Origin of the sequence: Bacillus sp. FSL W8-0640, from assembly GCF_038007725.1 — a bacterium.
GTDB lineage: Bacteria > Bacillota > Bacilli > Bacillales > Bacillaceae_G > Bacillus_A > Bacillus_A cereus.
On record NZ_JBBOXT010000001.1, the window covers coordinates 3,787,048 to 3,800,869 of the forward strand.

The following is a 13,822-nucleotide window of genomic DNA, read 5'->3' on the forward strand; positions in this document are numbered from 1 at the left end:
CGACCGCGTTCCCCCGCGGTCGTCTTTTTTCGTGTTACGCTGTGATCCAAGCTTCGTTAGCTGGATTTTTACGCCACTCTTGTAATTTCTTCGTTTCAGCTTGTCCAATCATACCTTTTTCTGCTGCAACTTCAGTTAATGCACTGTAATCACTTAAAGAATATGATGCTACGTTCGCTGCTTCTAACTTTTCTTTTCCTGCTTCTAGCTCGTATGTGAAGATTGATACGATCCCTAATACTTCACAGCCAGCTTCGCGAAGTGCTTCTACACATGTAATTGCACTACCGCCAGTTGAAATTAGGTCCTCTACTACTACTACTTTTTGACCTTTTTCAGCTTTTCCTTCGATTTGGTTCCCTTTACCGTGACCTTTTGCTTTACTACGTACGTAGCACATTGGTAAATCCATACGATCGCTTACCCATGCAGCGTGCGCAATACCAGCAGTTGCAGTTCCTGCAATAACTTCTACAGTTGGGAAGTGCTCTTTAATCAACTCTTCTAATCCAGCTGCAATCGCTTGACGTACTTTTGGATAAGATAAAGTTAAACGGTTATCACAATAAATTGGTGATTTCATACCTGAAGACCATGTGAATGGATCGTTCGGTTGTAAAAATACTGCTCCAATTTCTAATAAATGCGATGCGATTTCTTTTTTCATACTGTTACACCTTCCCACTGTTGTTTTACTGTTTTATACGCTTCAAGCGGATTTTCTGCTTTTGTAATACTACGTCCAACTACAATGTAGCTTGAGCCAAGTTCCCTCGCACGTTTCGGTGTTGCTACGCGCACTTGGTCATTTACATCATCGCTTGCAAGACGAATCCCCGGTGTTACTGTTACAAATTCATTTCCGCATACTTCACGTAATTTTGGAACTTCAAGTGTTGAACAAACAACGCCATCAAGTCCACTTTCTTTCGTTAGTTTTGCATAATGAGCAACCGCTTCTTCTAACGTTTTCTCAATGCCGATCTCTTTTTTCATCATAGCTTCCGAAGTGCTTGTTAGTTGTGTAACTGCAATACAAATCGGTCTCTCTTTTCCTTCTTGCTTACCTTCCTCTAATCCCTCAATCGCAGCTTTCATCATACTGCTTCCCCCAGCAGCATGAACATTTACCATATCAACATCTAGACTAGCTAGGCTACGCATAGCGCTTTTTACTGTATTCGGAATATCATGAAGTTTTAAATCTAGAAAAATCTTATGTCCTTTTTCTTTTAAGTACGTAATAATCGCAGGGCCTTCTTTGTAAAATAACTCCATACCAACTTTGACAAATAACTTTTCCCCTTCAAAGTGGCGCAAGAATTGTTCTACATCTTGTTTCCCTGGAAAATCTAATGCAACGATTAACGACTGTGACATGTTTGCTTCCAGCTCCTTCCTTGACATTCCGAAATGTGATCAAATCCTAATTCATCTAGTAATGCTGGTAACTCTTCAATAATTGTCGGACATACGAACGGATCAATAAAGTTCGCTGTACCTACTGCAACTGCGCTTGCGCCAGCATAGAAGAATTCAATTACATCTTCCGCTGTCTCAATACCACCCATTCCGATAATCGGAATGTTTACCGCTTGGCTTACTTCATGTACCATGCGAATTGCTACTGGCTTAATCGCAGGACCTGATAATCCACCTGTACGGTTTGCTAAAATTGGTTTAGCTGTTTTTAAATCTAGACGCATACCAAGCAATGTATTAATCATCGTTAAACCATCTGCACCTGCATTTTCAATCGCTTTTGCAATTTCCACAATGTTTGCCACGTTCGGTGACAACTTCACGTATACAGGTACTTCAGAAACCTCTTTTACTCGCTTCGTTAAATCAGCAGCAATTTCAGGATTTGTACCAAAGGCGATACCACCTGTTTTTACGTTCGGACAAGAAATGTTTAATTCTAGTGCATGGACATTAGGCGCTTTAGAAATTTCCTTCGCAACCGCTACGTAATCCTCAGCTTGTGAGCCTGCAACGTTCGCAATAATTGGAAGGTCAAATTGTTCTAACCATGGTAATTCCGAATTCATTACTTTGTCTAATCCCGGGTTTTGAAGTCCGATTGCATTTAGCATGCCGCCTGGTGTTTCAGCAACACGAGGCGTTGGATTTCCATAACGTGGTTGTTCTGTCGTCGCTTTAATCATGATTGATCCTAGTACACTTAAATCGTAAAACTGTGCATATTCACGACCAAACCCAAAGCATCCAGATGCCGGTATAATTGGATTTTTTAACGATAATCCTGGTAATTCAACTTGCAATCTGTTCATAGTACAACCTCCCCGATTGGAAATACTGGTCCATCGCTACACACCTTCTTGTAAGAATGTCCACTTGGATCTTCTTGTAAGTGGCATACACATGCGAAACAAGCTCCAATACCACAGCCCATACGTTCTTCTAAAGAAATATAAGCTTTTTTCTCTTTGTAACGTCCTTCTAATGCACGAAGCATCGCTAACGGACCACATGAATAAAGAATATCAAAGTCAATTCCGTAATTATCAATTACATCTGTGACAAATCCTTTTGTACCGTGTGTACCGTCTACTGTCGCAACGTACGTATCACCAAGTTCTGCAAATTTTTCTTCATAGAAAACTACATCTTTCGTTTGAAAACCTAGGATGTGAATTACGCGTACCCCTTTTGCAACGAGGCGCTGTGATAATTCATAAAGTGGTGGTACACCAATTCCCCCGCCTACTAGTAAAGCTGTTTGACCAGCTTCTGCTTCTTCTACAGGAAAACCGTGTCCTAATGGTCCTAGTACATCTACCATTTCACCTTGTTTTCTAGTTGCTAATGTTTTTGTCCCTTGTCCTTCGGCACGATATAGCATTGTAAATTCGTTCTTCTCTTGATCTACATTACAAATACTAATTGGGCGGCGCAGAAGGGGCGCAATGCCCTCTGCTACCTTAATGTGTACAAACTGCCCTGGTTCGTTCATTTGCTGTACTAACGTTCCTTGAAGCACTAATTCGTAAATATTTTTTGCGATTTCTTTTTGATTAACAACGATCATATTTTGCTTTTGCATCATGCATGTACCACCTCGTGACGCTTTGTTTGCGTAATTTCTTTCATTGAATGAGCTGAGAATGTCATAGATTCTAATACTCGTAAGATTGCTCTCGTTGTATCAAGTGATGTTAAGCAAGCCACACCATTTTCTACTGATTCACGGCGAATGCGGAAACCATCACGCGCTGGTTGTTTACCTTTTGTTAATGTGTTAATTACAAACTGTGCTTTTCCTTGACGGATAATATCTAGTAAGTTGTAGTCTTCAGAATCAATTTTGTTTACAACTTGTACTGGGATATTTTGCTCTTCTAATGATTGTGCTGTTCCAGCTGTTGCTAATAAGTTATAGCCGATTTCGTGGAAACGTTTTGCAATTTCCATCGCCTCTTCTTTATCTTTATCAGCTACAGTAATGATTACTGAGCCGTGCGTTGGGATGTTAATTCCAGAAGCAACTAATCCTTTATATAATGCTTTTTCAAGCGTTAAGTCTTTACCCATTACTTCCCCTGTTGATTTCATTTCAGGTCCTAATGTTGTATCAACTGAGCGTAGTTTCGCGAATGAGAATACCGGAGCTTTTACATATACTTCTTTCTCTTCTGGGTGATAGCCAGTTCCGTATCCTTGCTCTACTAGGTCTTGCCCTAAAATAACTTTCGTTGCAACATTCGCCATCGGTACGCCTGTAATTTTACTTAAGAACGGTACTGTACGGCTTGCACGTGGATTTACTTCAATTACGTACACTTGATCTTTGAATACTACAAACTGGATATTTAGTAATCCAACAATGTTTAATCCTTTTCCAAGTGCAATTGTATGTTCAATGATTTGTTCTTTTAGTTTTTCAGATAAACTTTGTGGTGGATATACTCCAATTGAGTCACCAGAGTGAACTCCAGCGCGTTCAATATGTTCCATAATACCTGGAATAAATACATTCTCACCATCGGAAATTGCATCTACTTCAATTTCTTTACCAACCATGTAACGGTCGATTAATACTGGGTGATCCGCATGAACTTTAACTGCATTTTTCATGTAGTGCAGCAGTTCTTCTTGACGATATACGATTTCCATTGCACGTCCACCTAGTACGTAAGATGGTCTTACTAATACTGGGTAACCAATTTCTTCTGCGATTGCTACCGCTTGTTCTACAGTCGTTGCTGTTTTACCAACTGGTTGCGGGATGCCAAGTTTTGTTAAAGCAGCTTCGAATTTATCACGATCTTCTGCACGGTCTAAGTCTTCAAGTGATGTTCCTAAAATTTTCACACCGTGTTCTTCTAGTTTCGCTGCTAAGTTAATTGCCGTTTGTCCACCGAACTGAACGATAACACCTTCTGGTTTTTCTAAATCGATAATGTGCATTACATCTTCAATCGTTAATGGTTCAAAGTATAATTTGTCAGAAATACTGAAGTCTGTTGAAACTGTTTCTGGGTTGTTGTTAATGATAATTGCTTCATATCCAGCTTCTTTAATTGCCCATACTGAGTGAACTGTTGCGTAATCAAACTCAACACCTTGACCAATTCGGATCGGACCAGATCCTAGAACTACTACACTCTTACGATCTGTTACAATCGATTCATTTTCGTCCGCATATGTGCTGTAGTAATATGGCGTTGCAGATTCAAACTCTGCCGCACAAGTATCTACCATTTTGAATACTGGCATCATATTATTTTCTTTACGCATATCGTAAATTTCGCGCTCCGTTTTGTTCCAAGCTGCTGCAATGTAGTGATCGCTGAAGCCCATTTCTTTTGCAGTTTGTAGTACTTCTATATTTCCTACATTCGCTTTTACTTCACGTTCCATATTTACGATGTTTTCAACTTTTTGTAAGAAGAAGAAGTCCATTTCACACCATTCATTGATTTCTTCTTTCGTTACACCTTGGCGAATTGCTTCTGCTACAATAAACAGTCGTTCATCATCCGCTTTAATGATACGTTTTTTCATCGTTTCTTTATCAAGTTCTTTTAAGTGGTCTAATTCTAAGTGATAAATGCCAAGCTCTAAAGAACGAACTGCTTTTAGTAATGATTCTTCTAAGTTACGTCCGATTGACATAACTTCACCAGTTGCTTTCATTTGTGTTCCAAGCGTTCTGTTCGCTGATTCAAACTTATCAAACGGCCAACGTGGAATTTTTGAAACAACATAGTCTAACGCTGGCTCGAAGCAAGCGTAAGTTTTTTGTGTTACTGGGTTTACAATTTCATCTAACGTTAAGCCGACTGCAATTTTTGCTGCTAATTTCGCAATTGGATATCCAGTTGCTTTAGATGCTAGTGCAGATGAACGACTTACACGTGGATTTACTTCGATTACATAGTATTGGAAGCTATATGGATCAAGCGCAAGCTGAACGTTACATCCACCTTCAATTCCTAGTGCACGAATAATTCGTAATGAAGTGTTACGTAACATTTGATATTCACGGTCGCTTAGCGTTTGGCTCGGTGCTACTACAATCGAATCACCTGTGTGAACACCAACTGGATCGATGTTTTCCATGTTACATACTACAATCGCGTTATCATTTGAATCACGCATTACTTCATATTCAATTTCCTTACAGCCAGCAATACTTTTCTCTAATAAACATTGTGTTACTGGACTATGTTTTAAACCACTTGTTACGATTTCAATTAGCTCTTCTTCGTTATGGCAAATTCCGCCGCCCGTTCCTCCTAATGTGAACGCTGGTCGAACGATTACTGGATAACCAATTTCATTTACAAATCCATATGCTTCATCAAGGTTATGAATAATTTCACTTGGTGGTGTTGGTTCATTTAAATCTTGCATTAATGTACGGAATAAATCACGATCTTCCGCTTGCTCGATTGCTGATAATTTTGTTCCTAAAATTTCAACTCCGCACTCGTCAAGTACGCCTGATTTTGCAAGTTCAACAGCCATGTTTAAACCTGTTTGACCACCTAATGTTGGTAGGATTGCATCAGGACGTTCTTTACGAATAATACGGCTTACGAATTCTAATGTTAATGGCTCGATGTATACTTTATCTGCTGTTGCAGTATCCGTCATAATTGTTGCTGGGTTAGAGTTAACAAGGATTACTTTGTAACCTTCCTCTTTAAGAGATTGACAAGCTTGTGTACCAGAGTAGTCAAACTCCGCTGCTTGCCCAATTACAATTGGTCCTGATCCGATTACTAAAATTGTGTTAATGTCTAGGCGTTTTGGCATAACTCTTCCCCTTCTTTCTTGAAGTTTTCAATCATTGTTAAGAAATCTTCGAATAAATCATTTGCATCTTCTGGTCCCGCTGAAGCTTCTGGATGGTATTGTACTGTAAATGCTGGGAACTTCTTATGACGAAGACCTTCTACCGTTCCATCGTTTAAAGCAACATGTGTAATTTCAAGATCTGTATTTTCAACTGATTCTTCTTCTACTGCGTATCCGTGGTTTTGAGATGTAATTGCTACTTTTCCAGTTGCAAGATTTTTTACTGGATGGTTTAAACCACGGTGACCAAATTTCAACTTACTTGTATTTGCACCTGATGCTAGAGCGAACAATTGATGTCCTAGGCAAATTCCGAATAAAGGAACTTTACCGATAATGTCTTTTAACATTTCAATTGCTTCTGATACATCTTTCGGATCTCCAGGTCCATTACTTAACATAATTCCATCTGGGCTAAGGCGTAAAATTTCTTCTGCTGTTGTGTTGTAAGGAACTACAATTACATCACAGTCACGCTTATTTAATTCTCGTAAAATACCATGTTTCATACCGAAGTCTACTAGTACAACTCGGTGACCACGACCTGGGCTTGGATATGGATCTTTCGTTGATACGCGTTTTACATGATCTGTAAATACTGTCGCTTTTAATTGACTTACAATGTACTCTACATCTGCATCCATATTACAAAGGCGTCCGCGTAATGTACCGTATTGACGAATTTTTCTCGTTAATTTTCTCGTATCAATCCCTGCTAATCCTGGGATATTTCTTTCTTTCAAGTAATCATTTAACGAAATTTCATTACGGAAGTTTGATGGATGATCACAAATTTCGTTTACGATTAAACCATTTACAGATGGGTGAATGGATTCAAAATCGTCACGGTTAATGCCGTAGTTTCCGATTAATGGGTACGTGAATGTTACGATTTGACCGCAATATGATGGATCAGATAATGTTTCTTGATATCCAGTCATTCCTGTTGTAAATACAACCTCACCTGACTTTTCGATTTCGCCTCCGAAACCTGTTCCAATTAATACTGTTCCATCTTCTAAGATAAGTTGTCTTTTCATACTAATGCACTCTCCTTTTGCCATGCGATCTTACCACCAACGATTGTCATTACCGGCCATCCTTGGCATTTCCAACCTGCGAATGGTGTATTTTTTCCTTTTGATAAGAATGTTGTTGGGTCAATCTCTTCTTCTTGTTCTAAATCAATGATTGTAATATCAGCTGCTCTACCTTCTTTTAGGCGACCTGCTTCTAAGCCGAATGTATCAGCTGGCTTTTCTGTTAAGAATTGAATTAACTGTTCTAGCGTAATAACTCCCTTTTTCACAAGGTTTGTGTATAGAAGCGGGAATGCTGTTTCAAAACCAGTAATTCCAAACGGTGCTCTTTCAATTCCTTGTGCTTTCTCTTCCGCTGTATGCGGTGCATGGTCAGTTGCAATCATATCGATCGTTCCATCTAATAAACCTTCAATTAATGCTGCATGGTCTTCTTTTCCACGAAGCGGTGGGTTCATTTTAAAGTTAGGATCAGCTGATGGGATATCATCTTCACATAACACTAGGTGATGCGGTGTTACTTCTGCTGTTACTTTAATTCCAGCGCGTTTCGCATCACGGATTACACGTACCGAACCTTTCGTACTTACATGACATACGTGATAGTGGCAATCTGCTGCTTCAGCAAGCAGTATATCCCTTGCAATATGTACAGATTCACATACTGATGGGATACCGTTTAATCCGTGTTTCTCAGAAAACTTCCCTTCATGTACACAACCTTTATTAATAAGCGTATTCTCTTCACAGTGCGCAACTACTGCCATATCTAATTTTGCTGCACGTTTCATAGCCGCTAACATCATGCTCGCATCTTGTACGCCTACGCCGTCATCTGTGAAAGCAAATGCTCCAAGTTCTTTTAATGTTTCGAAATCTGTCATTTCAGAACCAGCTTGACGTACTGTAATTGCTCCGTATGGTAGTACGTTAACATGAGCTTTTTCTTCAATACGTTTTTGCAAGTCTTCCATATGTTCTCTGCAATCTGGTACCGGGCGTGTATTTGGCATTGCGCAAATTGTAGTGAATCCACCTTTTGCCGCTGCTAGTGTACCTGTTTCAATTGTTTCTTTATGTTCACCACCTGGTTCACGAAGATGTACGTGTACATCTACTAATCCAGGTGCGATTAACTTTCCGTTCACATCGATTACTTCAGCATTATCTGCCGTAATATTTTCTGCTACCTTAGCGATTTTACCGTCTTGTACGAGAAGATCCGTTGCTACGATTTTTCCTTCTTCATTCATATAACGACCATTTTTAAACAAATAATTCATGTTTCATTCCTCCTAATACATTTGGTAAGGCGCGTTTTAGTACAGCCATTCTTACGTAAACTCCATTTTCCATTTGTTTAAATATGCGTGAACGCTCACACTCAACAAGTTCACTTGCAATTTCAACATCACGGTTTACAGGAGCTGGATGCATAATAATGCTTCCTTCTTTCATACGCTTTTCTCTTTCTACTGTTAATCCGTGTTTCTCATGATATTCTTTCATAATGTCTGTTTCATAATGATCATGACGCTCATGTTGTACACGGAGTAACATCATTACATCAACTTCTGGAACAAGTTCATCTAATGGTTTGTATGTTCCAAATGTGTTGTCTTCATCTTTCCACTCTTCTGGACTTGCAAAGTAAATTGTTGCACCAAGCTTCGTTAATGCTTCTGCATTAGAACGTGCTACTCGGCTATGACGAACATCTCCTACTATTGCAATCTTCAAACCTTCAAATCTTCCAAACTCTTGTTTAATTGTAAGAAGATCGAGTAGGCACTGCGTTGGGTGGTTTCCGCATCCATCTCCAGCGTTTAAGATTGGAATATTCACCTGATCTTTTAGTTCATCGAAGTAGCGATCTTGCTCGTGGCGGATGACCACTGCTTTTGTTCCGATTGATTCTAGTGTTCTTATCGTATCGTATAAAGTTTCTCCTTTTTGTACGCTAGATGCATCAGCTGAAAAGTTTAAAACATCAAGTCCTAATCTCTTCTCAGCAACTTCAAAGCTAAATCTCGTTCTCGTACTATTCTCAAAGAACAAGTTCGCAACAAAAGTTTGCTCTGTCGTTTTGCTCTCTTTTCCATTCGCAAAATCTTCTGCATCTTTTAGGATTTCTGAAATTTCTACTTCCGATAATTCACTCATCGTTAACAAATGGCTCATCGTCATCCCTCATCTTTCTGATTTTTATGTTACCACTTTTGAATTTTTATAACAACCTTTGCATAAAAATACCCTAGTCATGTGAGACTAGGGTGCAAGAAAGAAGCCACCCTTTCCGGTCTCACAGGACTGAATTAAAAGGTTATTATTATGAAGCAATCTGCTTAGATTGTTTTATTTGTTTCGTTTCCGGTAGTAGTAGATTTAACAGTACACCTACAATTGCTGCTAGTGCCATTCCTTCTACTTGGAATGATTCTCCTACGTGAAGTACCGCTCCACCAATACCGATTACTAATATTACTGATGCAATCATTAAGTTTCGTTTGTCACTTAAATCTGTTTTATCATCTACCATCATGCGTAATCCGCTTGATGCGATTACACCGAATAGTAAGATTGATACACCACCCATAACTGGTGTTGGGATCGAATGAATCAGTGCAGAAATCTTACCGATAAACCCGAACATGATTGCGAATACTGCTGAACCGATGAATAAGTATACACTGTATGCTCTCGTAATTGCTAGCACACCGATGTTTTCACCATACGTTGTATTCGGTGGCCCACCGATTAGTGACGCAATTAATGTTGCTACTCCGTCACCGAAGATTGAACGGTGTAAACCTGGTTTTTCAATTAAATCTCTTTTAATAACATTTCCAAGAACAATTTGATGTCCGATATGTTCTGATATTGTTACTAGTGCAACTGGTACCATCAAGAGTACAATCTTCCATGAAAACTCTGGTGTATATGTTACAAATGGTACTGTGAAATCTGGTACAACAAACCATTTTGCCTCAGCTACCGGCTTTAAGTCTACTAGCCCTTGGAAGTAAGCGAAGATATATCCGCCGATAATGCCAAGTAACACTGGTATTATACTGAAAAATCCTCTTCCAAATATCGAGCATATAATTGTAATCGCTAATGTTACTAATGCTACTGAAAAGTGTGTAAAGCTATATTTGCCATCCGCACCGTTCATCGCCATGTTAACTGCTGTATGTGCTAAAGCTAGACCGATTACCATTACTACTGGACCAACTACGATTGGTGGTAGTAATTTCATAATCCACTCTGATCCTGATTTCTTAATTCCGAGTGAGATTAAGATGTACACAAGTCCTGCTAGCAAACCACCAAGCATTGCTGCTCCCGGTCCACCTGCCGTTTTCGCTGTTATAATCGGTGCGATAAAGGCGAATGATGATCCTAGATAGGCAGGTACTTGACCTTTCGTTATAAGAAGGAACGCTAACGTTCCTAATCCACTTGATATTAATGCTACTGATGGATTCAATCCTGTTAAAAACGGAACAAGCACTGTTGATCCAAACATCGCGAACAAATGTTGTATACTTAAAAATAACCATTTTCCCGGTTTCGGTACTTCATTAACGTCTAACACTGGCTTTTGTTCCATTGTTACATCCTCCTTCAGTTTAAATCTTTGCAATAAAAAAACTCTTTGTGCCTGTGCACAAAGAGTCCTACACTTTCGTATGCCAAATTTGACATATGAAAGCCAAGACCCTTTGGCAGCCTCACAGGACTACATTTAAAAGGGCTTTACTTATCGTATATGCTTACTCGATCTTGTTGATCTGTCTCTTGCAAATCAACTTCGATACGCTCTTCACTTGATGTTGGAATGTTCTTCCCTACATAATCAGCGCGAATTGGTAATTCGCGATGACCTCTATCAACAAGAACCGCCAATTGGATTTGAGATGGTCTACCTAAATCCATAAGAGCATCCATTGCTGCTCGAACTGTTCTTCCTGTATATAATACGTCATCCACAAGGATAACTTTCTTCTTCGTAATATCTACAGGGATATCAGAACCTTTTACAAGTGGTTCTTTATTTTTCGATTGTAGTGTTAAATCATCACGATATAACGTAATGTCTAACTCTCCAACTTCCATTTCTTTTCCTTCAATTTGACCAATTCGTTCTGCCAAACGTTGTGCAATAAAAATTCCACGAGTTTTAATTCCGACAAGAACACAATTATCGACACCTTTATTTCGTTCCACGATTTCATGACTAATTCGTGTTAAAGCGCGGCGAATCATTTGGTCATCTAAAACGACAGCTTTCTCTTGCATGCTCTACACCTCCAAGCTTTTTTCTTGCGTGAGAGTAATGGTATAAAAAAAGTCCTCTCAGCGTGTGCGAGAGGACTTTTGAAAAAAGGGTACAACATACCCTAAGTATTTCAAACCGTTACCTTCTCAACCTCACGGGGCTGTGTTAAAGGATCATTATTTAACTGTTGTCAGTATCTCAGTTTTCTTATGATTTGTCAATACTATTTTCGTAAAATATTTAATACGTCTTCAAACACTTCTGGAATCGGTGCCTCAAACTGAATATATTCACCAGTACGAGGATGATCAAAGCCTAAAATACCCGCATGAAGTGCTTGTCCATTCATATCTAACGTTTTCTTCGGACCATACTTCGGATCTCCTGCAAGTGGATAGCCAATATATTTCATATGAACACGAATTTGGTGCGTACGTCCCGTTTCTAAGCGACATTCTACAAGCGTAAAGTCTTTAAAGCGTTCTAACACTTGGAAGTGCGTAACAGCGTTCTTACCATTTTCATCAACTGTCATACTTTGACGCTCTTTCTTATCACGAGCAATCGGAGCATCAATCGTTCCCTTATCATGCGGAATCACACCGTGTACAATCGCTTTGTAACGTCTCGTTACTGTTTTTGCTACAAGCTGATTTACAAGCGATTCATGTGCCATATCATTTTTAGCAACCATTAATAGTCCAGATGTATCTTTATCAATACGATGCACGATACCTGGACGCATTACACCGTTAATGCCTGATAAGTCTGTACAATGGTGCATAAGGCCGTTTACAAGTGTACCACTTGTATGCCCTGGTGCTGGATGTACAACCATACCACGTGGCTTATTTACAACAAGCACATCTGCATCTTCATAATAAATTTCTAAATTTAAATCCTCTGGTTGAATATCTAACTCTTCTGGTTCAGGAATTGTTACTGTAATTTCATCTTCTTCTTTTACTTTATAATTCCCTTTTACCGCTTTTCCGTTTACTGTCACAACGTCATCTTTAATCCATTGCTGCACTTGCGTACGTGACCATTCGTTATTTATCCCTGCAACGAATTTATCAATTCGCTCGTTTTTTTGCTCTGCTGCAACTGTTACTTGTACTACTTCACTCATTCAATTACTCCTTCGCTTTCTTGCCTTCTAATAATGTTTGAATAATAATTAATACAACACCAATACATAATGCTGAATCAGCTATATTGAATACTGGATAGTTGTACGAGAAAATATACACGTGAATGAAATCCACTACTTCTTGTCTAAATACACGATCAATAAAGTTACCAATTGCCCCGCCCAAAATTAGGCTTAACGAAATACCTAGAAGCTTGTCTGTTTTCGCATACTTTTTCATATAAAATACAATAAACACTACAAAAACAACTGTAATAATGTAGAAGAACCACATTTTATTTTCTAAAATACCCCAAGCAGCGCCTCTATTTCGATGTGATGTTATGTATAATACATTGTCGATAATCGGAATACTCGTACCCAATTCCATGTTCTTTACAATTAACCACTTCGATATTTGATCGATAGCAATGACGAATAACGCTATTACATAATATATCATTTTCATTTCCCCCACAAAGACAGTGTACCTCAAAATTTTAGCATAGCTGCTACCTTTTCACAATGAACCTTTATAGAAGAATAAAATAAATTAAAAAAAGGTAATATAATATCGTTGTGCGTATTCATACATTTACCTTTTCGTAGAAGAATTCATGAATCGTACGGGCAGTCGGCATTGTCTTCATTTGCTTTGTGGAAATTAATCTCCCCGTCTCTTCACAAATACCATACATGTCTATTTCCATTTTAAATAATGCGCGTTCTACATCCTTTAAATCCTCTTTTATATCATGTAATAGCAATTTTTTCTTTATCTCTTCCTTAATTTCATATCCAAGCTCTTGGCTGAACTCGACATCATATTTGTGCATTACTTCTTTAGCTAGTCTCTCTTGCAACTCTTTTCTCATCAATTGCAATTCTTCTTTTATTTCCATGTAAATTTCATTCACGTGTACATTCCTCCTAGCTGTAATGTACAGTTAGTGTGTCCGAAATTTATTTGCTTACCTCACACACATTTTTCCTTCACAGGAAAGAGTCTGAAAGTGATCTTGATATACCATCAACAAAAAA

The 13,822-nt window shown here is 38.7% G+C and carries 13 protein-coding genes; all 13 read right to left on the reverse strand.

Features of this window, described 5'->3' with window-relative positions:
- Positions 1-34: 34 nt before the first annotated feature.
- The 13 genes from pyrE to N2V80_RS19465 all read right to left on the reverse strand — a co-directional run bounded on the left by pyrE (position 35) and on the right by N2V80_RS19465 (position 13,698).
- The gene (pyrE, locus tag N2V80_RS19405; protein ID WP_000711449.1) at positions 35-667 is read right to left on the reverse strand and encodes an orotate phosphoribosyltransferase; all 633 of its coding nucleotides are present in this window, start codon (positions 665-667) and stop codon (positions 35-37) included.
- A complete protein-coding gene (pyrF, locus tag N2V80_RS19410; protein WP_000083505.1) occupies positions 664-1,380 on the reverse strand; it encodes an orotidine-5'-phosphate decarboxylase in 717 nt (238 codons plus the stop codon). The genes pyrE and pyrF overlap by 4 nt, the downstream gene beginning before the upstream one ends.
- The gene (pyrD, locus tag N2V80_RS19415) at positions 1,365-2,294 is read right to left on the reverse strand and encodes a dihydroorotate oxidase B catalytic subunit (RefSeq protein WP_001081049.1); all 930 of its coding nucleotides are present in this window, start codon (positions 2,292-2,294) and stop codon (positions 1,365-1,367) included. The genes pyrF and pyrD overlap by 16 nt, the downstream gene beginning before the upstream one ends.
- Positions 2,291-3,070: a dihydroorotate oxidase B electron transfer subunit gene (pyrK, locus tag N2V80_RS19420; RefSeq protein WP_000983359.1), complete on the reverse strand. Its 780-nt coding sequence runs from the start codon at positions 3,068-3,070 to the stop codon at positions 2,291-2,293. Before pyrK ends, pyrD begins: the two co-directional genes overlap by 4 nt.
- Positions 3,067-6,285, reverse strand: coding sequence for a carbamoyl-phosphate synthase large subunit (carB, locus tag N2V80_RS19425; protein WP_001126097.1), 3,219 nt, complete (start codon positions 6,283-6,285; stop codon positions 3,067-3,069). Before carB ends, pyrK begins: the two co-directional genes overlap by 4 nt.
- The gene (locus N2V80_RS19430) at positions 6,270-7,367 is read right to left on the reverse strand and encodes a carbamoyl phosphate synthase small subunit (protein WP_000828684.1); all 1,098 of its coding nucleotides are present in this window, start codon (positions 7,365-7,367) and stop codon (positions 6,270-6,272) included. The genes carB and N2V80_RS19430 overlap by 16 nt, the downstream gene beginning before the upstream one ends.
- Entirely contained in the window at positions 7,364-8,650 is a 1,287-nt protein-coding gene (gene pyrC, locus N2V80_RS19435) for a dihydroorotase (RefSeq protein ID WP_001108367.1), read from the reverse strand. The genes N2V80_RS19430 and pyrC overlap by 4 nt, the downstream gene beginning before the upstream one ends.
- Positions 8,634-9,548: an aspartate carbamoyltransferase gene (gene pyrB, locus N2V80_RS19440; protein ID WP_000018849.1), complete on the reverse strand. Its 915-nt coding sequence runs from the start codon at positions 9,546-9,548 to the stop codon at positions 8,634-8,636. Before pyrB ends, pyrC begins: the two co-directional genes overlap by 17 nt.
- A 148-nt stretch (positions 9,549-9,696) precedes the next feature.
- Positions 9,697-10,980 carry a uracil permease gene (uraA, locus tag N2V80_RS19445; protein ID WP_000435928.1) on the reverse strand — a complete coding sequence of 428 codons (1,284 nt, stop codon included), beginning with the start codon at positions 10,978-10,980 and terminating at the stop codon, positions 9,697-9,699.
- Positions 10,981-11,126: 146 nt separating this feature from the next.
- Entirely contained in the window at positions 11,127-11,669 is a 543-nt protein-coding gene (pyrR, locus tag N2V80_RS19450) for a bifunctional pyrimidine operon transcriptional regulator/uracil phosphoribosyltransferase (RefSeq protein WP_001156491.1), read from the reverse strand.
- 203 nt (positions 11,670-11,872) lie between these two features.
- Positions 11,873-12,781, reverse strand: a complete 909-nt coding sequence (locus N2V80_RS19455; protein ID WP_000005830.1) for an RluA family pseudouridine synthase — start codon at positions 12,779-12,781, stop codon at positions 11,873-11,875.
- 4 nt (positions 12,782-12,785) lie between these two features.
- Positions 12,786-13,244 (reverse strand): lipoprotein signal peptidase LspA, encoded by a 459-nt coding sequence (gene lspA, locus N2V80_RS19460; RefSeq protein WP_000642184.1) that lies wholly within the window; start codon positions 13,242-13,244, stop codon positions 12,786-12,788.
- Positions 13,245-13,368: 124 nt separating this feature from the next.
- Entirely contained in the window at positions 13,369-13,698 is a 330-nt protein-coding gene (locus N2V80_RS19465) for a molecular chaperone DnaK (RefSeq protein WP_001002956.1), read from the reverse strand.
- Positions 13,699-13,822 lie beyond the last annotated feature (124 nt).